The 23,811-nt window shown below is 50.7% G+C and carries 16 protein-coding genes; 10 read left to right on the top strand and 6 right to left on the bottom strand.

Going from position 1 to position 23,811, the window contains the following annotated elements; all coding sequences use genetic code 11:
* The first annotated feature begins 19 nt into the window (after positions 1 to 19).
* The 6 genes from NE473_RS24955 (at position 20) to NE473_RS24930 (ending at position 9,344) form a co-directional block, all read left to right on the top strand.
* The gene (locus tag NE473_RS24955; protein WP_055651498.1) at positions 20 to 3,502 is read left to right on the top strand and encodes a DNA polymerase III subunit alpha; all 3,483 of its coding nucleotides are present in this window, start codon (positions 20 to 22) and stop codon (positions 3,500 to 3,502) included.
* Positions 3,503 to 3,577: 75 nt separating this feature from the next.
* On the top strand, positions 3,578 to 4,552 hold the full coding sequence (pfkA, locus tag NE473_RS24950) for a 6-phosphofructokinase (protein ID WP_022032862.1): 975 nt from the start codon (positions 3,578 to 3,580) through the stop codon (positions 4,550 to 4,552).
* A gap of 481 nt (positions 4,553 to 5,033) precedes the next feature.
* Positions 5,034 to 5,945: a hypothetical protein gene (locus NE473_RS24945; protein ID WP_256265405.1), complete on the top strand. Its 912-nt coding sequence runs from the start codon at positions 5,034 to 5,036 to the stop codon at positions 5,943 to 5,945.
* Between the two features lie 249 nt (positions 5,946 to 6,194).
* On the top strand, positions 6,195 to 6,866 hold the full coding sequence (locus NE473_RS24940) for a glycoside hydrolase family 88 protein (RefSeq protein WP_022032865.1): 672 nt from the start codon (positions 6,195 to 6,197) through the stop codon (positions 6,864 to 6,866).
* A 37-nt stretch (positions 6,867 to 6,903) separates the two neighbouring features.
* The gene (locus NE473_RS24935) at positions 6,904 to 8,457 is read left to right on the top strand and encodes a glycoside hydrolase family 28 protein (protein WP_055651495.1); all 1,554 of its coding nucleotides are present in this window, start codon (positions 6,904 to 6,906) and stop codon (positions 8,455 to 8,457) included.
* Between the two features lie 56 nt (positions 8,458 to 8,513).
* Positions 8,514 to 9,344, top strand: coding sequence for a sugar phosphate isomerase/epimerase family protein (locus tag NE473_RS24930; RefSeq protein WP_006772792.1), 831 nt, complete (start codon positions 8,514 to 8,516; stop codon positions 9,342 to 9,344).
* 91 nt (positions 9,345 to 9,435) lie between these two features.
* On the opposite strand, the gene NE473_RS24925 is transcribed toward NE473_RS24930, so the two are convergent.
* Positions 9,436 to 10,227, bottom strand: a complete 792-nt coding sequence (locus NE473_RS24925; RefSeq protein ID WP_039891348.1) for a MerR family transcriptional regulator — start codon at positions 10,225 to 10,227, stop codon at positions 9,436 to 9,438.
* 262 nt (positions 10,228 to 10,489) lie between these two features.
* Between NE473_RS24925 and NE473_RS24920 the strand changes: the two genes are divergently transcribed.
* The 3 genes from NE473_RS24920 to NE473_RS24910 are packed head-to-tail and all read left to right on the top strand — an operon-like array spanning position 10,490 to position 15,883.
* Entirely contained in the window at positions 10,490 to 11,248 is a 759-nt protein-coding gene (locus NE473_RS24920) for an ABC transporter ATP-binding protein (protein ID WP_055651494.1), read from the top strand.
* A gap of 1 nt (position 11,249) precedes the next feature.
* Positions 11,250 to 13,802 carry an ABC transporter permease gene (locus NE473_RS24915; RefSeq protein ID WP_055651493.1) on the top strand — a complete coding sequence of 851 codons (2,553 nt, stop codon included), beginning with the start codon at positions 11,250 to 11,252 and terminating at the stop codon, positions 13,800 to 13,802.
* A 5-nt stretch (positions 13,803 to 13,807) separates the two neighbouring features.
* Positions 13,808 to 15,883: a serine hydrolase domain-containing protein gene (locus NE473_RS24910; RefSeq protein ID WP_242866217.1), complete on the top strand. Its 2,076-nt coding sequence runs from the start codon at positions 13,808 to 13,810 to the stop codon at positions 15,881 to 15,883.
* 39 nt (positions 15,884 to 15,922) lie between these two features.
* On the opposite strand, the gene NE473_RS24905 is transcribed toward NE473_RS24910, so the two are convergent.
* From NE473_RS24905 to NE473_RS24895, 3 genes are all read right to left on the bottom strand, one after another.
* Entirely contained in the window at positions 15,923 to 17,200 is a 1,278-nt protein-coding gene (locus tag NE473_RS24905; RefSeq protein ID WP_055651491.1) for a HAMP domain-containing sensor histidine kinase, read from the bottom strand.
* The gene (locus tag NE473_RS24900; RefSeq protein WP_055651490.1) at positions 17,193 to 17,882 is read right to left on the bottom strand and encodes a response regulator transcription factor; all 690 of its coding nucleotides are present in this window, start codon (positions 17,880 to 17,882) and stop codon (positions 17,193 to 17,195) included. The genes NE473_RS24905 and NE473_RS24900 overlap by 8 nt, the downstream gene beginning before the upstream one ends.
* Before the next feature lie 78 nt (positions 17,883 to 17,960).
* Positions 17,961 to 19,058, bottom strand: a complete 1,098-nt coding sequence (locus NE473_RS24895) for a DUF6709 family protein (protein ID WP_055651489.1) — start codon at positions 19,056 to 19,058, stop codon at positions 17,961 to 17,963.
* Positions 19,059 to 19,233: 175 nt separating this feature from the next.
* On the opposite strand from NE473_RS24895, the gene NE473_RS24890 reads away from it, so the two are divergent.
* Positions 19,234 to 20,487 carry an NUDIX hydrolase N-terminal domain-containing protein gene (locus NE473_RS24890; protein ID WP_055651488.1) on the top strand — a complete coding sequence of 418 codons (1,254 nt, stop codon included), beginning with the start codon at positions 19,234 to 19,236 and terminating at the stop codon, positions 20,485 to 20,487.
* 63 nt (positions 20,488 to 20,550) lie between these two features.
* Here the strand turns inward: NE473_RS24890 and NE473_RS24885 are convergent, their stop codons facing one another.
* Together NE473_RS24885 and NE473_RS24880 are read right to left on the bottom strand one after the other, a co-directional pair.
* Entirely contained in the window at positions 20,551 to 22,050 is a 1,500-nt protein-coding gene (locus NE473_RS24885) for a tagaturonate reductase (protein ID WP_055651487.1), read from the bottom strand.
* An 81-nt stretch (positions 22,051 to 22,131) separates the two neighbouring features.
* Positions 22,132 to 23,613: a UxaA family hydrolase gene (locus tag NE473_RS24880; RefSeq protein WP_055651486.1), complete on the bottom strand. Its 1,482-nt coding sequence runs from the start codon at positions 23,611 to 23,613 to the stop codon at positions 22,132 to 22,134.
* Between the last annotated feature and the right edge of the window lie 198 nt (positions 23,614 to 23,811).

Genomic DNA, 23,811 nt, shown 5'->3' with positions numbered 1-23,811 from the left:
AACAAAGGAGAGAAGAAACGTGGCATTTACGCATTTACACGTCCATACAGAATACAGCCTGTTAGACGGCTCCTGTAAGATTAAGGAGCTGACGGCGAGGGCAAAAGAGCTGGGCATGGACAGCATGGCGATCACGGACCATGGCGTCATGTACGGCGTGATTGATTTCTACCGGGCGGCCAGAGAGGTGGGGATCAAACCCATCATCGGATGCGAGGTATATGTGACGGCCGGTTCCAGATTTGACAGAGAAACGACGAACGGGGAGGACCGCTACTATCATCTGGTACTTTTAGCCGAGAATAACCAGGGATACCAGAACTTAATGAAGATCGTGTCCAAGGGCTTCGTCGATGGATTTTATTATAAACCGCGGGTGGATTATGAAGTGCTGGAGACGTATCATGAGGGCATTATCGCCTTAAGCGCCTGTCTGGCCGGCGAGGTCCAGCGCTATATCGAGCGCGGCATGTATGAGCAGGGGAAGAATGCGGCGCTCCGCTACCAGCAGATTTTCGGCGAAGGGAATTTTTTCCTGGAGCTGCAGGATCATGGAATTCCGGCACAGCACACGGTGAACCAGGGATTGATGCGCATGAGCAGGGAGACAGGCATTAAGCTGGTGGCTACCAACGATATTCATTATACGTTTGCGGAGGATGCCACTCCCCATGATATCCTTCTGTGCATTCAGACCGGTAAGAAGGTGACGGATGAAAACCGTATGAGGTATGAGGGCGGCCAGTATTACTGCAAGACCGAGGAAGAGATGAGAAAGCTCTTTCCCTATGCGTCAGAGGCGATTGACAATACTCACGATATCGCCGAGCGCTGCAATGTGGAGATCGAGTTCGGCGTGACGAAGCTGCCCAGGTACGATGTACCGGAGGGATACGATTCCTGGGGATATTTAAACAAGCTCTGCTTCGAAGGTCTGGCGAAGCATTATCCTGATGACGACGGAACCCTGAAGGCCAGACTGGAATATGAACTGAACGTTATTCATACCATGGGATACGTGGACTACTTCCTGATCGTGTGGGATTTCATCCATTATGCCAGATCTCAGGACATCATCGTGGGGCCGGGGCGAGGCTCGGCGGCCGGCAGTATCGTATCGTACTGTCTGGGGATCACCAATATCGATCCGATCCGCTATAACCTGCTGTTTGAGCGGTTCTTAAACCCGGAGCGTGTGTCCATGCCCGATATTGATATTGATTTCTGCTTCGAGCGGCGCCAGGAGGTTATCGATTATGTGGTGAGAAAGTACGGCAAGGAGCAGGTGGTGCAGATCGTCACCTTCGGTACGCTGGCGGCCAAAGGCGTGGTGCGCGACGTCGGGCGTGTTCTGGACATGCCTTACGCCAGATGTGACGCCATTGCGAAGATGATACCTGGCGATTTGGGGATGACGCTGGAAAAGGCGCTGAAGCAGAGCCCGGATTTAAGAAACGCCTACAATGAGGACCCGGAAGTCAAATATTTAATCGACATGTCCATGCGTCTGGAGGGACTGCCGAGGCATACTTCCATGCATGCGGCGGGAGTCGTGATCAGCCGTACCTCGGTAGACGAGTATGTGCCGCTTTCAAAGGCGGCCGACGGTACGATTACGACACAGTTTACCATGACTACGCTGGAAGAACTGGGACTTTTAAAGATGGATTTCCTGGGGCTCCGTACGCTGACGGTGATTCAGAATGCGGTGAAGGCGGTGGAGAAGAACCGCGGCGTGGTGCTCGATATGGATACGATTGACTACGACGACAAGGCGGTGCTGGAATCCATCGGAACAGGAAAGGACGACGGCGTGTTCCAGCTGGAGAGTTCAGGGATGAAGAGCTTCATGAAGGAGTTAAAGCCCCAGAGTCTCGAGGATATCATTGCCGGAATATCCCTTTACCGCCCCGGTCCCATGGATTTCATTCCCAAGTATTTAAAAGGAAAGAATGACCCATCGTCAGCAACGTACGACTGTCCGCAGATGGAACCGATCCTAAGCCCGACCTACGGCTGTATCGTCTACCAGGAGCAGGTTATGCAGATCGTTCGGGATCTGGCCGGCTATACCATGGGACGGAGTGACTTAGTCCGCAGAGCCATGTCCAAGAAGAAGACGTCGGTCATGGAAAAGGAGCGCCAGAATTTTGTTTACGGGAATCCGGAAGAGGGCGTTAAGGGCTGCATAGCCAATGGAATTGATGAGAAGACGGCCAATCATATTTACGATGAGATGATCGATTTTGCGAAGTATGCATTTAACAAATCCCATGCGGCGGCCTATGCCGTGGTTTCTTATCAGACGGCTTTCTTAAAATACTATTACCCGCAGGAATATATGGCGGCTCTGCTGACCTCGGTGATGGATAACGTGACCAAGGTGTCGGAATATATTTTAAGCTGCCGGCAGATGGGAATCTCCATTCTTCCGCCGGATATTAATGAAGGGGAGAGCGGATTTTCCGTTTCCGGAGGTGCAATCCGTTATGGACTTTCGGCCATTAAGAGCGTTGGTAAGTCCGTCGTGGACTTGATCGTTACGGAGCGGGAGAGCAGCGGGCTGTTCACCTCAATCGAGGACTTTGTGGACCGTATGAGCAATAAGGAGGTCAACAAGCGGACGCTGGAGAATTTCATCAAATCGGGGGCTCTGGATACGCTTCCCGGAACCAGAAAGCAGAAGATCCTGGTGGCGCCGGAGCTGTTAGACCAGAGAAGCAAGGAGAAGAAGAACTCCATGGAAGGTCAGCTGACACTGTTCGATATTGCCAGCGAGGAGGAGAAGACGCGGTACCAGATCACCTTCCCAAACGTGGGAGAATTTCCGAAGGAGGAGCTTCTTGCTTTTGAGAAAGAGGCGCTTGGGATCTATGTAAGCGGCCATCCGCTGGAGGCTTATGAGACGACCTGGAGGAATAATATTACCGCGGTCACCATAGATTTCATAGTGGATGAGGAGACGGAAGAGGCTCGTGTCAAGGATGGCTCTTACGTGACCATCGGAGGCATGATCACAGGCAAGACGGTGAAGACGACGAGAAACAACAAGCTGATGGCCTTCCTTACGCTGGAGGATTTAGTCGGTTCTGTGGAGGTAATCGTATTTCCAAAGGATTATGAGAGCAAGAGGGAGCTGTTTGTGGAGGACGCCAAGGTCTTTATCCAGGGGCGGGCATCCATCGGTGACGATCCGGTGGGAAAGGTCATCTGTGAGCGCGTAATCCCTTTCCAGAGCCTTCCGAAAGAGCTGTGGCTTAAGTTCCCCGACAAAGACGTTTATATGGCCAGAGAGGCAGAAATCCTTTCAGATCTGAAGGAGTCGGAGGGAAACGATACCGTTATCATTTATCTGGAAAAGGAGCGGGCGAAAAAGGTTTTACCGGCCAACAGAAATGTAAGTGCTTCCAATGAACTTGTCTCTGTTTTGACTGAAAAACTTGGTGAAAAAAATGTCAAGGTTGTAGAAAAAAAGGTTGAAAAGATAAGGAAAATGAATTAGAATACAACTTGTATGATTTGGTAGGAGCGAAGAAAATTTACAATAAAAGATGTTCAGAAACAGGAGGAAGTTACTATGGCAAAACAAGTAAAGACGATCGGCGTATTAACCAGCGGCGGTGACGCACCAGGAATGAATGCGGCAATCCGTGCGGTTGTCAGGACGGCTATCCATAAAGGGTTAGAAGTGAAGGGCATCATGAGAGGATACGCGGGCCTTCTGCAGGAAGAAATTGTTGATATGACGAGTACCAGCGTGTCGGATATTATCCACCGCGGCGGTACGATTCTCTATACAGCCAGATGCCAGGAATTCACAACGGCTGAGGGCCAGAAAAAGGGCGCTGAAATCTGCAAGAAACACGGGATTGACGGCCTGGTGGTAATCGGCGGCGACGGTTCCTTCCGCGGAGCGGGAAAGCTTTCCGCACTTGGAATTAATACCATAGGACTTCCGGGAACCATCGATCTGGATATCGCATGTACCGATTACACCATCGGTTTCGACACCGCAGTGAATACGGCCATGGAGGCGATCGATAAGGTGCGTGATACCTCTACCTCCCATGAGCGCTGCAGCATCATCGAGGTTATGGGCCGTAATGCCGGCTACATCGCTCTCTGGTGCGGATTTGCCAACGGAGCGGAGGACATTCTTCTTCCGGAGCGCTACGACGGCGATGAGCAGGCTCTGATCAACCGCATCATTGAGAACAGAAAACGCGGCAAGAAGCATCACATCATCATCAATGCGGAGGGCATCGGCCATTCTTCTTCCATGGCGAAGAGAATTGAAGCGGCTACCGGCATAGAGACGAGAGCCACGATTCTGGGCCACATGCAGCGAGGCGGCGCGCCGACCTGTAAGGACAGAGTTTACGCTTCCATCATGGGTGCGAAGGCGGTAGAACTTCTCTGTAAGGGAGAAAGCAACCGTATCGTAGCTTATAAGCACGGCGAATACGTGGATTTCGATATTCAGGAAGCGCTGAATATGCATAAGGATATTCCGGAGGATCAGTATCAGATCAGCAGAATGCTGGTTCGGTAATGCAAAGAGAAACGGTTTCGATGACCGGCGGATCTGAGGATTAAGAGAATTGGATAAAAGGATAAGGGAGAATTCCTGCTGGCTGTGTGCGGTATATGCGGCGCAGAAGGGGGATTCTCCTTTTTGTATTTCCATTCTCCTGTTCATGTAAGGATTCTCCCCTGCGATTCTTTCCGATAATTAAAATTGGACTTGCGAATGGATCAATAGTATGATATACTTGTAATATAAGTAATTTGTACCACTTAAACAGATGATGGCCTTCCATAAGAAGCTGTCTCCATTTCCAGAATTCTGTTCCGTGTTCACGGATCATACTGCCGTCAGGCATCTGGTTTTCCTGCGTCGATTTCGACGATATTTCCTTTATTACAACACTGATTTATGATAGAAAATAATACGGAAAGCAGGGTTATTGTCTGTCGGTCTTACTTCTGTTATCATGGAGACAGATTCTTATATAGCTTGGATTGGAGGCTATATGCGAAAAAGTGGGAGGAGCCGTTCAACGGCCGGGGAATCATGCACTGGCACGGTGCCTGTTCCTCCGGAAAATCTTCCGCTGGAGGACATGATTCTAAAGTCCGCTGTTACGTATTTCGGGGAGGTGCTGCTCCCGTATCTTGGCATCGATTGTAAGATTACGGGGATTGCGCCGACGGAACTGGTATACCTGGAAGTAAAGGGGCTGATAGAGGATTTTACCTATATCGTTTCTGACGGCTCCTGGATCCATCTGGAATTTGAGAGTGATAAAGTGACGGAAAAGGATCTGCGCCGCTTTCGTGGGTATGAGGCAGTAACCGGCTATACGTATCAGGTACCGGTTACCACGATTGTGATCTGCTCAGCAAAGGCGGCGGAGGTACTGAGCGAGCTGCACGAAGGAATCAATACATACCGTGTTATGACGGTGAGGCTAAAAGACCGGGATGCAGACCAGCTGTTCGATCATTTGAAGCAAAAGCTGCAAACTGGGGAAAGGATTGAAAGGGAAGAAGTGATTCCGCTGCTGCTGACTCCGCTTATGTCCGGGAAGATGGCAGAAAAAGAGAGATTCATAGAGGGGAACCGTCTGCTGCAGGCTTCCGGAGAAATTACGGCGGATGAAGGGGCAAAGATGCAGGCCGTACTTTACGCGCTGGCTGTGAAGTTTTTGGACTCGAAAGACTTAGAAGAGGTAAAGGAGGAATTTTCCATGACATTATTGGGGCAGATGCTTGTAAATGATGGGATTGAAAAGGGCAGAAGTGAAACTTTGAGAGAGCTGGCCATCGAAATGCGGAAAAACGGAGAGCCATATGAGAAAGTTGCCCGGTATACCAGGACTCCAGTCGAGACGATTCGAACGTGGGAAAAGGAAAACGGGAATGATGCTTCCATCCGATTTTAAAATATGTTCCATATCCCGGTTTTGTGACGGAACCTGCAACATTCATTGAAATAACATGTATTGAAAATTATCCGCATGCGTAAGCGCTTACACATTGACAGTATTTGGGAAAGATGATAAACTGAAAATGCATGGATTTATCATTAAAATTACATAAAATGAATATGTAAGCGATTACACAGCCGGATGCGGTCGTGCGACTGGAACGGTTATGTGCCGCGGGAATGAACGATGAGGAGATGGAACGTCATGGAAGATATCTATGAGCTGCCCGGGTTGATTCAGATGTATCAGGCGACAGGTAAGGCGGAATATGGGGAACGTGCTCTTGAACAGACGAACAGAGCCATTCTGCGGCAGGACGGAACCCTTCTTTCCGGTCCGGAAGCAGGGGCCTGTCTGTTTGCACTGAAGCAGACGGGAAAGCAGGAATACCGGAAAGCGGCTGATCTCGTATTCAACCGGCTGGTGAACGGAGAGACAGCAATGCCGGAGGCTGCCATGCCTTTTTATGCAGAGTATGATACTCTTTTTAATAAGAAGGCTCACTATGGAGAGATTGCGGCGTATTTTGAAGGAAAAAAAGCGTGGTCAGGCCGGGAGGCCGCTGTGCTGATTGATACAATTGAAAAGATGTCCATGGAAATTTATGAATACTACAGGGCGCTGTGTGATTTATTGAAGCAGGCAGTCCGTCAGAAGCTGCCGGCGGAGGGGCCGCGTCCGGAGGTTCTGCTTAATGAGGAAGAAGCCTGGCTTGGCTATGCAGTTTTAAAGGCATGCAGTTTGGGCGTATTAAACCGTGAGAAGTATGGAGAGGCAGGACTTCGAATCTGGAGACGCTTCGAGGTACAGCAGGATAAGGGTGAGGGATTCGGGAATATGCTGAAGGCACAGTACCTGATCTTTGAAAAGAACTGAAGATATGGGATCTGTTGATATGTGAGGATAAAAGAACATGGAGCTTAAGGTGATTTGTATGACTGCCAGGTCAGCGACATTAGAGACTGAGGCCGGGCAGATTTTCGAGTTTGATACACAGGGAGAAGTATATGTAAACGGAAGTCTTTATCAGAGGACGAACCGGGTGATTTTCAGTCTGTTCGGATTAAAGCCGGATACGGAGTATGAGGTCTGTCTGAAACGGGATGGAGCAGAAGCCAGAACTGTTTTCCGCACAGATTATGAGTTTGTGACGATCAATGTGAAGGAGTTCGGAGCAAAGGGAGACGGATTACAGGACGATACAGGATTTATACAGGCGGCTATTCTGGCATGTCCAAAGAACGGGCGTGTACTGATACCGAAGGGTACATACCGGATTACCAGCCTGTTTTTAAAAAGCCATATCAGGCTGGAGCTGGGAGCAGGAGCCGTTTTGGCGGCGGATACCGACCGGTTTAAGTATCCAAGACTACCGGGCATGATCGAAAGCTATGATGAGACAGAGGATTATAATTTAGGAACCTGGGAGGGGAATCCCCTTCCCATGTTTGCCGGAATAATCAATGGAATTGAAGTGGAAAATGTGGTAATCTATGGAAAGGGACTGATAGACGGTCAGGCTTCCTTTGAGAACTGGTGGAAGGATGCGGGAACGATGCGGGGGGCTTTCCGGCCGCGTATGGTATTTCTGGAGAGATGTAAGGACATCACGCTTCAGGGATTTTATTTAAAGAACAGCCCCGCCTGGGTGCTGCATCCGTATTTCAGCCAAGGGCTCCGCTTTTTGGATCTGGATATTGAAAATCCTGCGGACTCGCCCAATACAGACGGGCTGGATCCGGAGTCCTGTAAGGATGTGGAGATTACAGGACTGCACTTTTCCCTCGGCGATGACTGCATTGCCGTAAAGTCAGGGAAAATCTATATGGGACGCCGTTATAAAACGCCTTCTGAGAATATTGAGATCCGCCAGTGTCTTATGGAAAACGGTCATGGTGCGGTTACTGTGGGAAGCGAGGTTGGAGCCGGAGTTAAGGCAGTGCGGGTAAGGGACTGCCTGTTTCGCCATACGGACAGGGGGCTCCGCGTGAAAACGAGGCGCGGGAGAGGAAAAGATTCGGTACTGTCTGATATTTCCTTTCAGCATATCGTCATGGATCATGTCATGACACCGTTTGTGGTCAACAGTTTCTATTTTTGTGATCCGGACGGGAAGACAGAGTATGTGCAGTGCAGGGAGGCTTTGCCGGCAGATGAGCGGACGCCTGAGATTCAGAATCTTTCCTTCACCGATATCAAAGCGGCCAACTGCCATGCAGCGGCATCGTTCCTCTGTGGTCTGCCGGAGCAGAAGATCCGGAAGATAGAACTGAGAAATGTAGACATTTCATTTGCAGAACAGGCCAGGGAAGGCGTTCCGGCTATGATGGAAGGCGTCTCTGCCTGTTCCAGACAGGGATTTACGGTTATGAATGTAGATACGCTGGTCTGTGAGAATGTAACGATTACCGGTCAGAAGGGCGACGCGTTTATTATGAGTAATATTGAACATTTTAAAGAGATTTAATGGTGCTTTAAGCAAAACGGAACACGCGATGTGTTCATAACAAGGAGGAAAGAAAAATGCAGATAGGAATCCGATTACACGATATTGAACCTGGAACTCTGGAACAGAGAGTGATGAGAGCGCATGAGCAGGGGTTTACCTGCGGCCATCTGGCGCTGGCCAAGACGGTGACGGAGCACTCCGTGGCCAATTCGGCGCTGACACCCGGATATGCTGCTTATTTGAGAAAGATGTTTGCAAAATACGATGTGGATATTGCGGTTCTGGGCTGCTATTTAAACCTTGCCCATCCGGATCCGGAAGAGTTGAAGAAGATCCAGGAACGGTATTTTGCCCATATACGGTTTGCTTCGATTCTGGGATGCAGCGTGGTGGGAACAGAGACGGGAGCTCCCAACGCGGATTACCACTTTGAACCGGCCTGCCATACGGAAGAGGCGCTTCAGACCTTTATTGCCAATGTCCGCCCGGTGGTAGAGTGCGCGGAAAAATTCGGTGTTATTCTTGCCATTGAGCCGGTTTGGAGCCATATTGTCTACGATTCAAAACAGGCGCTGCGGGTTTTAAAGGAGATCCATTCTCCCAACCTCCAGATTATTCTGGATCCGGTGAATCTTCTATCTGTGGAAAACTGCGGCGAATATGAGTCTGTCTTTGCTCAGGCGATTGAGGATCTGGGAGAGTACACTGCGGTTCTGCATATGAAAGATTTCGTTGTGAAAGATCATACAATCGTATCGGGCGCCCCGGGGACGGGAATCATGAAATACGATACGATAATGGATTTCGTTCGGAAGGAAAAACCGTACATTCAGATGACAATCGAGGACAGTACACCGGAAAATGCGGTGGAATCCAGGAAATTTTTAGAGAGATTTGAAAAATAAATTTGAATAATATATCTGAGCAATAAACGGCATTCCGTTGTTTCCGGCGGGAGTCGCAGGAAATTAGAAGAAGAGGAGACAGGAGCGGCGGTTACGCCGGCCCCTGTCTTTCTTTCTGTCCTGGGCTTAACATAAGGGAATTCAGATTCTTAAGCTCTGATAACAGTCCGGCGATCTGTTTTGCATTTTGCCCCGCCTGATCGAGGGAGGACAACAGGTGGTCGCAGGCAGTCAGAATGTCATCATCGGGCCGGGGAGTATCGATGACGTCCCGGATGCTGGCCTCCGGATTGAGGGACAGCGCATGAAGCATGCGCAGGATAGAGGCAAGGGAGTAGTTGGCGCAGCGCAGAGACCTGATGATAATCAGCTGTTCCAGATCCCGGGAGGTGTAGACGCGGCGGCCGTCCTGCATTCTCTTTTCCACCAGAAGCCCGTTGCGCTCCCAGTTTCTCAGCGTATCCACGGTAATGTGTAAGTAAGCGGCAGTCTGTTTTCTGGTAAGGAGCAGGGGATTGGCAAAATGAGTCTGACCGGATATAATCTGTCCGGCGATCTGTATGGCGGTCTCCGCATTCTGGCTTTCTTCTCCGATTTGTCTGATATAACGGTCGGTTAAGAGCAGAGCACCGTCGATGTCGCCGGACGCACAGGTCTTTGCGATGGCCGCCGCCTGCGTCCGCAGGCCGTTCTGAAGGACTTCAACCTGAAAGGCCAGGCGGGCAATCCGAAACTGGATCAGATGGAAGTCCGTAAAGATCCGGTAGCCGTTCTCTTTCCGTTCCGGTCTTGTAATCAGCCCCAGATCCTCATAGAGCCGTACTGTGTTTGGGTGAATTCCGATCAGCTTTGCCACATCGGAAGTAGAGTAAGTATTTTTCATGTCTGATGCCTCCAGCTTCTCTATCTTATCATAACCGGAAAGCCTGGTGTTATAATGGAGGGTTCTGCCATCACATACCGCCGCATGCTTTCTGCAAATCTGTTTTTTCCAGTTTATCACAGAATTATGATTCAGTTAAGAAACTGATAAGAATTTGACAGCAGTTTTCTAAGGACTTTTACCCGGCGGCCATTTATAATGGTGATATTGGAGAAAACGGTCAGAATGATAATGGCCGGCGGCAATAGAAGGGAGACAGACCATGAAAGAAGTGGTTATTCAGACAGATAAATTATGCAAGAGCTTTTCCAGTGCCGGGAGGCAGCAGCATGTGCTTAAAAATCTGGATCTAAGCATTTATAAAGGAGATTTTACCGTGATTATGGGGGCTTCCGGCTCCGGTAAGTCCACACTGCTTTATGCGCTGTCAGGGATGGATAAGCCGACGCTGGGAGAGGTCATGTACGGAGAGGTGAAGATTAACCACCTGGGAATCAGTGATATGGCAGTGTTCCGCAGGAAAAACTGCGGTTTTGTGTTTCAGCAGATTCATCTGCTGGATCAAATGAGCGTCCTGGACAATGTGCTGGCCTGCGGGCTCCTGGTGTCCAGGGAAAAAAGGGCGGTTGCAGCCAGGGCAAAGAAGCTGCTGGAGGAAGTCGGGATTCAAAAAGAGGACTGGGGGAAGTTTCCGGCCCAGCTGTCCGGCGGCGAGGCCCAGCGGGTGGGGATCGTGAGAGCGCTGATCAATGAGCCGGCAGTGATATTTGCGGATGAGCCCACAGGAGCCTTAAATTCCGCTTTTGGAGAGCAGGTGCTAAATACCCTGACCGAGGTGAATCAAAAGGGCCAGAGCATCGTTGTTGTCACTCACGACGTAAAGACAGCAAGGCGGGCGGACCGGGTGGTCTATTTGAAAGACGGTATGATCTGCGGCGAGTGCCGGCTGGGAACGTATGCCGCCGCCGATACGGCGCGCCACGAGAAGCTGAGTGCATTTTTAACGGAAATGGGGTGGTAACATGCCGGTTTTTATGATTGCCATGGCAAATATCAAAAAGAAAAAGGGCGTGGCGGTTTCCATGGGCGTTCTTATATTGCTGGCTGTAGCGATCTTTAACGTAGGTCTTACACTGCTGGCTGGGATCAACCGTTTTTACGACATGGAAAATGACCGGCTGAACGGAGCCCATTATATGGTCCGGTTTACGGGAAATGAGTACCGGGAAGAATATCTGGATCTCTTTTTGCAGGATCCGAGGGTGGAGACGGCAGAGACGGAGGAGGCTGTTCTGATGCAGATGGCCTCTTTCCCGGAAGGAGGCATTATCACTGCCAACTTTTTGAATATGGATATCAACAGGAAGATAAGCGGTTACTTTGTGGCGGAACAGACGGAGGTTCCCGAGGATGAGGCGGTTTATATGCCGGTGTTTATGAAGGACTTAGGATATGGACTGGGGGATGAGCTGATCCTGAATTATAATAAAAAAGATTACCATTTCCGCATAGCGGGCTTCACACAGTCCACATGGCTTCACTCCTCGGTCAGCAGCATGGTGAATTTCTATATGCCGGAGAAGGCGTATGAAAAACTGTACGAACAGCAGGGCGGCGGATATATTCTTCTTGTGCGGCTGAAGGATCAGGCGGATTTAAAGGGATTAACAGCGGATTTTAAGAACAGTACGGATGTAAATATAGAAGCGATCTCCATGGAGGCAAATGCCATGGAAATCACCATTGATGATATGAGAAACGGTACCACCATGGTGGTCACCATTATTTCGGCGGTGCTGTTTGTATTCTCGTTTTTAATGGTCCTGGTTGCCCTGATCGTGATGAAGTTCCGGATCTCCAACCATATCGATTCCCAGATGCGCAACATCGGGGCACTGGGGGCTGTGGGATATACCGGCAGGCAGATCCGGTGGTCTGTGGTGCTGGAGTTTGTTATCATTGGGATTCTGGGAACCTGCCTGGGCATTGCGCTTTCCTACGGGATCATTGCGGCTCTGGGCGGGCTGATCACCAGCTCTGTGGGCGTTACCTGGAGAAGCGGCGGTCATATCGGATTCGATATGATCAGCGCGGCCGTTATCATGGCTGTGGTTGTGTTTGTGGCATGGCGCTCCGCGGCAGCGGCTGCCAGAATTCTGCCTGTGGAGGCGCTGCGGGGAGGCATCAAATCCCACAGCTTTAAAAAGGAGTATTTCCCGCTGGAACGGACGAGAGGCTCTCTGTCCATGGTGCTGGGATTAAAGAGCATGGCCTTTCACCGGAAAATGATTCTCATGGTCGGTGTGATATTTGCCGGGATTGCATTTGCCAGCGCGTTTTCCATCATCACCTGGTGGAATATGGGAATCAACGACGATCTGGTGCTTAAGCTGACCGGATATGAGATCAGTGACATCATGGTCTATAAGGCGCCTCATGAGAATTATGAAGAATTGTCTGAAAAGGTGGGCGCCATGGAAGGGGTCAGGAAGGTGAGTCTCTATGAGATGGAATCCCTGACCGTGGAGGGCGAACTGTTAAGCTGTTACGTGTCGGATGATTTCGGCAAACTGGAACTGGTAGAAGTCTATGAGGGGGATTTTCCGGAATACGATAACGAGATCGTAATCACAGGGCTGCTCGCCAGGAGCTGGGGAAAGAAGATCGGGGATACCATTACGGTGTCAGCCAACGGGGTTTCCTCGGAATATGTGATCTGCGGGCTGACTCAGACCATGAATAATTTCGGCCGCATCTGCTTTATCCATGAGACAGGACTTTTAAGGGTGGAACCGTACTACGAGAAGAGTTCGATTCAGGTGTACTTAGAGCCGGGGCTGGATATCGATACGGTTATCGCCGCCATGGAGCAGAAGTTCCGTGTGCTTTCTCCGTCAGTGAATGACGCAGTCAGGGAGTCCGGCGCGGAGGAGACCAAAACAGATGCAAATGCGAAACCGGGCAGGGAGGAGGCGCTGGCTGCGGCCAGGCGAAAGGCGGAGGAGAAACTTACCGCCCTCATTTCCATGTACGGTGTGGACAGCGCCCAGTATGCCCTGATGGCAGACGGTGAAATCGTCTTAAGCGGCGACACGAATGATTATGAGATAGACCGGATTGAAAACAACAGGAGGCTCTTTGTGACCAATGTGGACAGTATCGCCGATTCAACACGTATGATGGCGGCCCTCATTATTACGGGAACGGTGCTTCTCGTGGTGCTGGTGCTCTATATGGTGATCAAATCAATGCTGACGAGGCGGAGAGGGGAATTCGGTATCTACAAGGCTCTGGGCTACACGGACAGACAGCTGATGGAACAAATCGCCATAAGTTTTCTGCCGGCCTCCATTGGCGGAACGTTTGCTGGTTCCGTGGCGGCATGTCTGTCGGTGAATCGTATGGCCAGTCTTTTGTTTGAGCGGCTGGGAGTTTCAGAGATGAATTTTGTGGTTGAGCCGTGGCTGATTCTTCTTATGGCCCTTGCGCTGGTGGCATTCGCATTTGCGGTTTCCATGGTGCTGGCGGGAAAGATCAGAGGGATTACGGTATATGGATTGTTGACGGAGGAATGATGAGGATGAAGAAAAGATGGCGCTATATCACTGCGGCACTGACAGCGGCAGCGGTATGTTCAGGAATGGCGGGCTGGGGACAGATGACCTGCCTGGCGAAAGAGACGGCACCGGCAGAGCCGCTCATGTACGGGATCGGTTCCACCAGCAAGGTGGTGACCGCGGCAGCAGTCATGAAACTGGCGGATGAGGGATTGATTGATATAAAGAAGCCCCTTACCACATACATTCCGGAGTTTGAGATGGCGGATGAACGGTATCGCCTGATCACGCCGGAGATGCTTCTGGATCACAGTTCAGGGCTTCCGGGCAGCACATTAAACAATGCCATGCTGCTGGGAGACAACGATACGGAAAATCACGATATGCTGCTGGAGCGGCTGAAGAAACAGCGTCTGAAGTCCGATCCGGGGGAGATCCAGGTGTACTGCAACGATGGTTTTACACTGGCGGAGATTTTGACAGAGCGGGTGACGGGACTCAGCTTTACGGAATACGTGGAACGGGAATTTGCGGATCAGCTTGGTCTGACACAGTTTAAAACGCCTCAGAGCAGTAATCTGTCAGGCCGCCTGGCGAAGATATACGATGCAGGGAGCGGCGGGGAGCTCCCTGCGGAAAACGCCAATGTGATCGGCAGCGGCGGCATTTACGCGACTGCCATGGACCTGTGCCGTTTTTCGGAAATTTTTATGAGGAACAGAAGCGGCAATGCCAGGCTGCTGTCCGACGGAGCGCTGACTGCCATGGAAACCAGCCGTTATCATGAGGAGATCAATCCGAAGGGCTGCGATACGACCTTATCCTATGGGCTTGGCTGGGACAGCGTGGAGACGTATCCATTCAGCCGCTATGGGATAAAGGCCCTTGTTAAGGGCGGCGATACGAACTTCTATCACGGCAGCCTGACGGTTCTTCCGGAGGAACAGATTTCCTGTGCCGTGTTAACCAGCGGCGGCTCCAGCACATTGAACCAGCTGGCGGTGCAGGAGATTGTGATGACGTATTTGGACGAGGTCGGAAGAATTGAGCGGGAAGAGGAAGAGAACGTAAGCTGGGAAGCGGACGTAAGAAAGGGAAAAGACACGGACCCGGCGGTATCTGCGGAAACAGAGGTATCTGCGGAAATGACGGTACCTGCCGATATCGCGGAGCGTTCCGGATGGTACGCCGGCAGTGATCTGTTAAAGCTTTCCGTCTCCGGTGATGGGAAGATGACGATTGCATCCGAGGGGAGCGGGCGGCGGAGAGAGCAGGTCTATCAGCCTGGAACGGACGGCGGATTTTATTCTACGGACGGGAATTATATCAGCGCATCGGGAGAACTGTCAAAGGGAAGCGGTGGCCGGATCGGCCGGACCAGGCTGAGCTTCCAGGAAGGAAAGCAGGGAAGAGAGTATTTGATGGCGGAAAGCATGGAGGTCTATCCAGGGCTTGGACGCGTGGCGACATATCTGCCCGTCGGAACCCGCTATACCGGGAATGTGCCATCAGAGGCAGCGGTATCAGCCTGGAAGGAGCTGGATGGTCAGGAATACTATCTGATAAGTGAAAAATACGATTCTGCTGCCTGGCTGAAACGGTTTATGGTAAAACCGCTACTGCTGGATGAACCGGAAGGAATTCTTTCTTTTGAGAACCTGGAACTGCGGATGGCTGTGGTCTCGGATGAGACCCATGCGGACTTCTTCACGGAGGTTCCGGGGCAGGCAGGCCGCGATTTAAATGATTACACGCGGAAGGAGGAGAATGGGAAACAGATCCTGGAATCGGGCAGTTTCCGGTATATGGCGGCAGAAGACGCGGAAGCGTTTCCCGACAGCACTTGTGAAGTGACACTCGGAGCGGCCGGGGAGGCGGTCTGGCTCACTACCGGAGACGTGAATCAGAATCGCCGGGTTCTGATTGAAAAGCCGGAGAACGGCGCCTGGTATCTATATGACCACAGCGGCCGCGAGATGAAGTGCGTGTCGAGTTCGTGGACAATGGAGAAAGACCGTCCCTTCTATCTCCCGGAGGATGGCAGGGTAGTACTGGCAGGCGAAGCGGGGGCGGTGTTTGCAGTCCGGTACCTGGATTAAACCGGGAATCTGCAGAAGCATTCCCGACTTCAGTGATGATCAGGAGCCGGGATGGCGGAGCGGGAGATACAGAATTACAGAAAAACCGTCGCTGCGGTTCCTGCATTCAATGATGCCGCCCATACGCTCCATCAGGTTTTTCGAGATATAAAGGCCAAGGCCGGAGCCGTCAGCCTTCTTATCTGAATTGGAGCCGCGGTAGAATTTGCCGAAAAGGCTGGGGAGTTCCTCATCAGGGACTCCCTTTCCGTAATCCATAAATTCGATGCGCAGGCCGTCTTCTGTGAGCTGGGATACCACGTTGACCCTGGTATCCGCATATTTGTAGGAATTATTCAGGATGTTGCCGATAACCTGTTCTAAACGGAACGGATCAAGGAGGAGAATGCAGCCGGGAATGGTGAGGGAGGCGATTCTGCCGCAGTAATCGGCATCCCGGATCATGGCTTCGACGGCACTGCTGCTCACCTCCGATAAGCTTACCGTCAGCTCTCCCAGTTCATCTAAGGAGGCCTGAAGCATATTGGTGATCAGATGGTCGATCTGGTCGGATTTCTGGTATATGGTCTGCAGCCGGTCCCTGACCGGTTTTTCTTTTTCCGTGACCAGTAAAAGCTCGCTGGTCAGCTTGATGGAAGCAACCGGAGTCTTAATGTCGTGGCTCAGTGAGGCGACCAGCTCTTTTTTGCTTCTGTTTGCCTCAGCCTCCTTCCGTCTCGCCTCTTTCAGCTGGTCCCTCATGATGTCGAAGCTTTCGGTGAAGGCGCCGAAGATGTGTTTCCTGTCCATGGGCAGGGGGAAATCCAGATCTCCCATGGCGATGTGGCGGGTGAACTCTTTCATCCTGTAAAATGGCTTCAGTACGGTATGATTTAAGTATGCTGTATAGAGAAAAACAGGAATTACCGGCATCAGCAGCAGAAGAACGGCGAATATAGCCAGTTCTTTTTTTGTTTTCAGCAGAGCGTCGTCGTATCCTGCGGCAATGAGTACATGGCCTTTCACACCCTGACCGACGGTGATATCCAGCACGGGATCATGGCTGCGGACCGCTTCAGCCACACTTGACGGAGCGGAAGCGGAAGTCTTTAACAGGATGGTCCCGGAAAGGTCTGTAACTGTGTAATCATAGGGGCTGAAATCCGGTTTATAAAAGGTTCCCTGTTCCCACTGGACCGCCGTCTCTTTTCCGATGCGGTTGATGGAAACCATATCGATCTCCGGCATCTCCATCGAGGTAAAAAGCCGGAAGAGAAAGACGGCGCCGAGAAGGAGCCAGGAAATCAGAAACAGGATGGTCCATTTTTTCTTAATCATGGCATTCTCCGTTTTCCATGCGGTATCCGGTACCCCACACCGTTAGGATTAACCGCGGATGATTGGGGTCTTTCTCAATCTTTTCCCGCAGATGGCGGATGTGGACTGATAAAGTGCCTTCTCCCACATAGGGGTCGGGCCAGACATTTTCCAGGAGTTCTTCCTTTGTGACGACACGTCCCAGATTCTGTGCCAGATAGGTAAGCAGACGGAATTCCATTTCCTTCAGTTTGACCGGTTTACCTCCAACGGTTACCTTATGGGCGGAAAGATCGATCTCCACATCGGCAATGCGCAGGGGCACGGCTTCCCCGGACCGCGCACACCGTTTTAAGACTGCCTTTACCTTGGCCAGAAGAACGCTTAAGGTGTATGGCTTGGTAATGTAATCATCTCCGCCAATGTTTAAAGCAGTCAGGATATCGTCGTCGCTGGTGCGCGCACTGATGAACAGAATCGGAATATCCGTCTGTTCGCGCAGCTTTTTGCAGAGGCTGAAGCCGGAATGGCCGTCTAAGTTGATATCCAGCAGGAGAAGGGAGACCGTATTCTCTTTTAAAAAGCGGATGCACTGTTCGTAACTGGTTACATAGGCTGAGGACAGCTCAAATAAGTTAAAATATTCCGAGGTAGAGCTGGCGATTGCGGTCTCGTCGTCTACAATCAGGCAGTCATAATGCATGGCAGATCTCCTGTAATTTCTACGGGCAGCACCGGGCGGACTTCTTTTTAGTCCGCCCGGTGCTGCCCATGTGATGGTTTATGATTCTTCGGGATTTGTGTAGTTCCACGGTTCATCCGGCGCGGTCTGTAATTCTTCCACAGGACGGTTGTAGCGCAGGTTTAAGAAACCCTGGAAATCTTTATCATGTAATTTTTCCATTTCTTTGCTGTATCCGAGCACCATATGCGGCTGCTGCTGTTCGTAGACAGCCAGCGCGGCTTTGGCCTCTTTTTCCGAGGCGCTTAAGCTGTGTAAGTGTCTGTTGACATCATACAGGCGCAGGGTACTCTCGGAATGGCGGCCTGAACGATAGTAGTAATAGGCCCAGACCAGATCCTTGTTCTCAATAAGCTTTGTGTAGATGCCGGAAATGTGGAAGGTCCAGCGTCTTCCAACCCAGATGCTTTTGGAGATGGCGGAAGCGGAAGCGAAATCTGCTTCTAAATGCTCCATCGCTACGGTTGGATTGGCTTCTAAATACTTCTTTAAATACTTCTGGCTGCTGCCGGTAAAATACTGAATCAGGCTGTAGAGAAGGTAAATCAATGTCAAAGCAATCACGGCAAGGCAGATATAAATGGAGACATAGGTGCGCTCTCCCACCTTATTCGAATCGATATAATATGGAAGGGCAATCTCGAGAAATTCAGCGCCGAGATCGTCGGTAATCTGTTCCTGGTAATACTGAAGCCGCTTGCCGGTAAGCTTTGTCCATGTTCCCTTGACCGGTTTGACGTTGGTGAGCTCTTCTACCTCACCGTTCAGCCAGCTGATGGTATCGTCGATATACTGGTTCATCTCGTCTTCTTTGGAAGAAGGGACTTCGATTCCGAAAAAGTATCCGTCTTCCTCAAAGTAGACGAAGTAGCTGATGTTTTTCAGCGTTTCTTTCTTGGTATCCGTGTTGCGCTCGGTCTGGCGAACGTATTCGTCAACGATGTAGCGCGCGTCAAAGCTCACATAAGAGCCCTCGGCGGCGTCATAGTCCATGCCTGCCGTAATCGGTTCCGGCCCTTTTAAAAACATCAGAATCGACTTGCCGCTGAAAAAGAAGACGGCTCCGATGATGATGACTGAGATGACGATACGCCAAATCAGATTTTTGGTTACATGCTTTTTCAAAGTCTCTAACATACTTGTTCCCCTTGTCTTTCGTTATAGTTGTTATCTTTTTATCATACAGGAAGTTGTGAGATATTACAACGGAATTCTTGACTTTTTCTTGATTTTTCCAGTTTTTGTTCCTATGTTATTGCTCCTTCAGACAGAATATGGTTAAATGAAATGAGACAGAGGAGGAATTGAAAACATGAGATATCAGTATATTGTATTTGATGTGGACGGCACGCTCCTGAATACGGAAGAAGCAATTCTTCAGTCATTTCAGAAGACGCTGAGAGACGGCGCGGGAATCGAGAAAGAGTGTTCGGAGCTCACGTTCTGTCTTGGAATTACAGGGGCAGCCGCCCTGAATCGGCTGGGGATTGGAAATGAGGAGGAACTGCTCTCACAGTGGAAGGAAAACCTGGCAGCTTTAAGAGATTATGTCCGTGTGTTCGACGGTATGGAGCTGCTGCTAAAACGGCTGCAGGCAGAAGGCGTTCACATGGGAATTGTGACGAGCAGGAGCCGGGCGGAATATGAGGAGGATTTTACACGCCTGGGTCTTTACGGCTACTTCGATACGGTAGTCTGTGAGGAAGATACGGTGAACCATAAGCCGGAGGCGGAGCCTTTGGAGTTCTATATGAGGAAGACGGGGGCCAGGCCGGAAGAAGTGTTATATATTGGAGACAGCATTTACGATATGGAATGCGCCTGCGCGGCAAAGGCCGCCTGCGGCCTGGCGCTGTGGGGGGCCGGCGGCGTGAAGCATATCCATGCAGATTACTATTTTCCCGATCCGGCGTCCGTTCTGTCCGTTCTGGAGCGCCTGGAGGCGGAGGATGAGGGGCGAAAATGGCTCTCCTGGGCTATGGAACTTCAGTTTATCGCCCAGGCGGGAATCACTTACACAAAGGACAGCTACGATCTGGAGCGGTTTGAACGGATCAGAGAGCTTTCAGGAGAGATTATGAGCAGCTATACCGGCTTGTCCGGTGAGAAGGTGACGGATCTCTTCTGCAGTGAAACGGGATTTCAGACGCCGAAGCTGGATACGAGGGCTGCCATTATCGAGAATGGAAAGATACTTCTGGTGAAGGAGAAGGATGGCTGGTATTCCATGCCTGGAGGCTGGGTGGATGTGAATAAGACGGTGGGGGAAAATGCAGTCAAAGAGACGAAGGAGGAGTCTGGTCTGACGGTAGTCCCGGTGCGTGTGGTAGCGCTTCACGATATGGGGCGCCATAATAAGCAGCTCTTTGCCTATGGAGTCTGTAAGGTGTTTTTTCTGTGCGAGATTGTGGAGGGGGAATTTGAAGAAAACATCGAGACGGTGGAGAGCGGATGGTTTTCTCCGGACGAACTGCCTGTGCTGTCGGAGGACAAAAATACGAAGGCGCAGGTCGAGATGTGCTTTGATGCATATGCGGATAAGAACTGGAAAACGGTGTTTGATTGAGAGAAGGGAAAAAGCAGGTCAAATGCATCGAGCCTGGATTCGTGCATTTGACCTGCTTCCTTTTTAAGCTTCTTTATCAAGACAGCTCTTCATTACTTCGTAAGCGCCCTTCTTCTCAATTGCTGCCACGTATCCGGCGACTGCGTCTTCGAATCCGGCGATTGCGGATAAGTCCTCGCCCCAGAACTCTTCATTTACGCAGACCGCGTGAACCAGCGTCTTCACGTCATCATTCCTGTGGTCATAGTAGAACTGAAGAATTGGACGGTCATCCTTCACGGTGTACTCATTGCCGGCCGGTCTCGCAGCAGTCAGCCCTTCCTCGGTGAGCTCCGTTCCGCGGTAGAACGCAATGTAGAAGGCAAAGGAGGCGGTGATGCATTCGGGAAGCCTGCCCGTGTTGGCGATATACCCCTTTAAGGAAGGCATAACGCGCGCTTTCCACTTGGAGGTGGAGTTTAAGGAAATCGCTAACAGCGCGTGGTCGATGAATGGATTCTTAAAGCGCTCCGTGACGGAAGCGGCAAAACTCATCAGCTCTTCCCTGGGAAGTGTCAGAGTGGGGATGATCTCATCGTAAATGGTTTTGTTCATAAAACCGCAGATCACTTCATCTTCCATACAGTCCCGGACGATATCCTGGCCTGCTAAATATGCGCCTAAGACAAAGGAGGTGTGGGCGCCGTTTAAGATGCGGACCTTTCTCTGCTTGTATGGTTTGTGATCGTCGGTAATGAGTACCGGAAGGCCGGCCTTCTCAAATGGAAGCTCTTTCTTTAAACTCTCAGGTCCCTCGATGACCCAGAAGCCAAAGACTTCTCCGGTGTCGATGATGTTGTCCTGGTAGCCCAGCTCTTCACAGATGGAAGCGGCTTCATTTCTCGGATAGCCGGTTACGATACGGTCTACTAAAGTGGAGCAGAAGATATTCTCCTGTTTGATCCAGCTGGTAAATTCTTCCCCTAATTTCCACTTTTCGGCATACTGGAGGACGCATTTCTCCAGCTCTTTTCCGTTGTTGTCGATCAACTCGCAGGAGAGAATGACAAAGCCTTTTCCTGGTTCCTTTCCGAACGTTTCAAACCTCTTATATAAGAACTGAGTCAGTTTGCCCGGATAGCTGTCCGCAGGCACATCGGTGAAGCTGCATGCCGGGTCGTAGGTGATGCCGGCTTCCGTTGTATTGCAGGCGATGAAGCGTAAATCCGGATTCTTGGCACATGCCAGAACCGCGTCGTAGTCTTTATATGGATTTAAGCATCTGCTGACACAGGAGATCACCCGCTTGTCATTGACCTTCTTCCCATTTTCAAAGCCGCGTAGGAACAGGGTGTATAAGCCTTCCTGCTCATTGATCATGTCGGCAAGTCCGGGGGCGATGGGCTGGCATAAAACGACTTTGGAATTGAAATCAGCTTTTTCGTTCATCATATCGATAAAGTAGTCCACGAAGGCGCGTAAGAAGTTGCCTTCTCCGAACTGCAGCACGCGTTCCGGCGCATCCTTTAATAAATATCCGTCGTAGCCCTGCTTTTCCAGTGTCTCATAACATAACTTTTCCATTTGAAATACTCTCCTTTATATGATTTCTATTGGGTTGCTGTCTGCAGCTGCGGGATGCCGGCTGTAAACAGCAGCCGGCATTTACAGTGTGACTCCCTGCTTGAAAATAGCCATATCGTGGAATCCGGCCTCCTCTGATTTCACTTTCTTTCCGGAGGCAACCTCCAGGACAAAATCGAAGAAGTCATTCTTTAAGGTGTCCATATCCGTATCTTCTGCCAGTCGGCCGCAGTTGAAATCGATCCAGTTGCTCTTTTTTGTGCTGAGAGCAGTATTGGTCGATATCTTCATGGTTGGAACCGGACAGGCAAACGGTGTTCCGCGTCCTGTGGTAAAGAGAACAATGTGGGCGCCGGAGGCGGCCAGAGCGGTGGAGGCGACCAGATCGTTTCCGGGGGCGCTTAAGAGGTTTAAACCCTTTGTATGAACAGGTTCTCCATACATTAAGACGTCCATGACCGGAGCGCTTCCTGATTTTTGGACGCATCCCAGCGACTTGTCCTCCAGGGTAGAGATTCCGCCTTTTTTATTGCCCGGAGACGGGTTCTCATAGATTGTCTGATTGTGGCTGGTAAAATAGTTTTTAAAGTCATTGATCAGATGAACCGTTTTTTCAAAGGTCTTTTCATCGATGCACCGGTTCATGAGCAGTGTCTCCGCACCGAACATCTCTGGAACCTCGGTCAGAATCGTGGTTCCGCCTGCGCCGACCAGCATGTCTGAAAAAGCGCCGACGGCAGGGTTGGCTGTGATGCCGGAGAGGCCGTCGGAGCCGCCGCATTTCATACCGATAATGAGTTCGCTGCAGCTGACCGGTTCCCGTTTAAAGCTGCCGGCATAGGCATTCAGCTCGCGGATCAGTTCCAGGGAATCGGCAATCTCATCGTCAGATTCCTGTGCAACAAGGAACTTGACGCGGCGCTCATCGTATTCTCCGATATATCGTTTCAATTCCGTGATGTTGCTGTTTTCACATCCCAGGCCGAGAACGAGGACGCCGCCGGCATTGGGATGATTGATGAGATCAGCCAGAATGGTTCTGGTATGTTCCTGATCGTCACCCATCTGGGAACAGCCGTAGGGGTGCGGAAACGCTGCTACATCCTCAACCGTTCCGCTGATCAGGCTCTTAGCCTGGCGCTCGATGGCCTGAGCCACATTATTGACACAGCCTACGGTTGGAATGATCCAGATCTCGTTGCGGACACCGACTTTTCCGTTTGGCCGGCGGTAACCCTGAAAGAACCGTTCCTCTGCCGGAGCGACGGTCGTATCCTGTTTCTTGTAGGAGTAGGTGAGCAAATCGCCCAGTCCGGTCTTTAGATTATGGGTGTGGATCCAGCTTCCTTTTAAAATCGGCTCCTTCGCCAGTCCGATGGCGCAGCCGTATTTTATAACGGAAGCTCCCTCTGCGATGTCGGTTAAGGCGAACTTGTGCCCCTGAGGGATATCGGAGATGAGAGTGATTGTCTGATCGCCTGTTGTCACGGTCGTTCCGGAGGCCAGAGGCTTTAAGGCGACTGCTACGTTATCTCCGGAGTGAATTTTAATAAAGTCCTGCATAATCGTTTTTCCTTTCTGCAACTACAGAATGTAAGTACTTACATAAACCATACACCATTTTTGCCGCTTCGTCAATAGGGAAAGAAAAAAGAATAAATTTTTTTTGTGCAACGCTGTAAAATATATGAAAAATAGTAACGGACGGTCGTGTGAATACCAGAAAAAAACAATGGAAAGCAGTTGCTTTTAGCCAGACGA

This window comes from Hungatella sp. SL.1.14, assembly GCF_024460495.1.
GTDB classification, from domain to species: Bacteria; Bacillota; Clostridia; order Lachnospirales; family Lachnospiraceae; genus Hungatella; species Hungatella hathewayi.
This window is presented reverse-complemented; position numbering and strand designations above follow the sequence as displayed.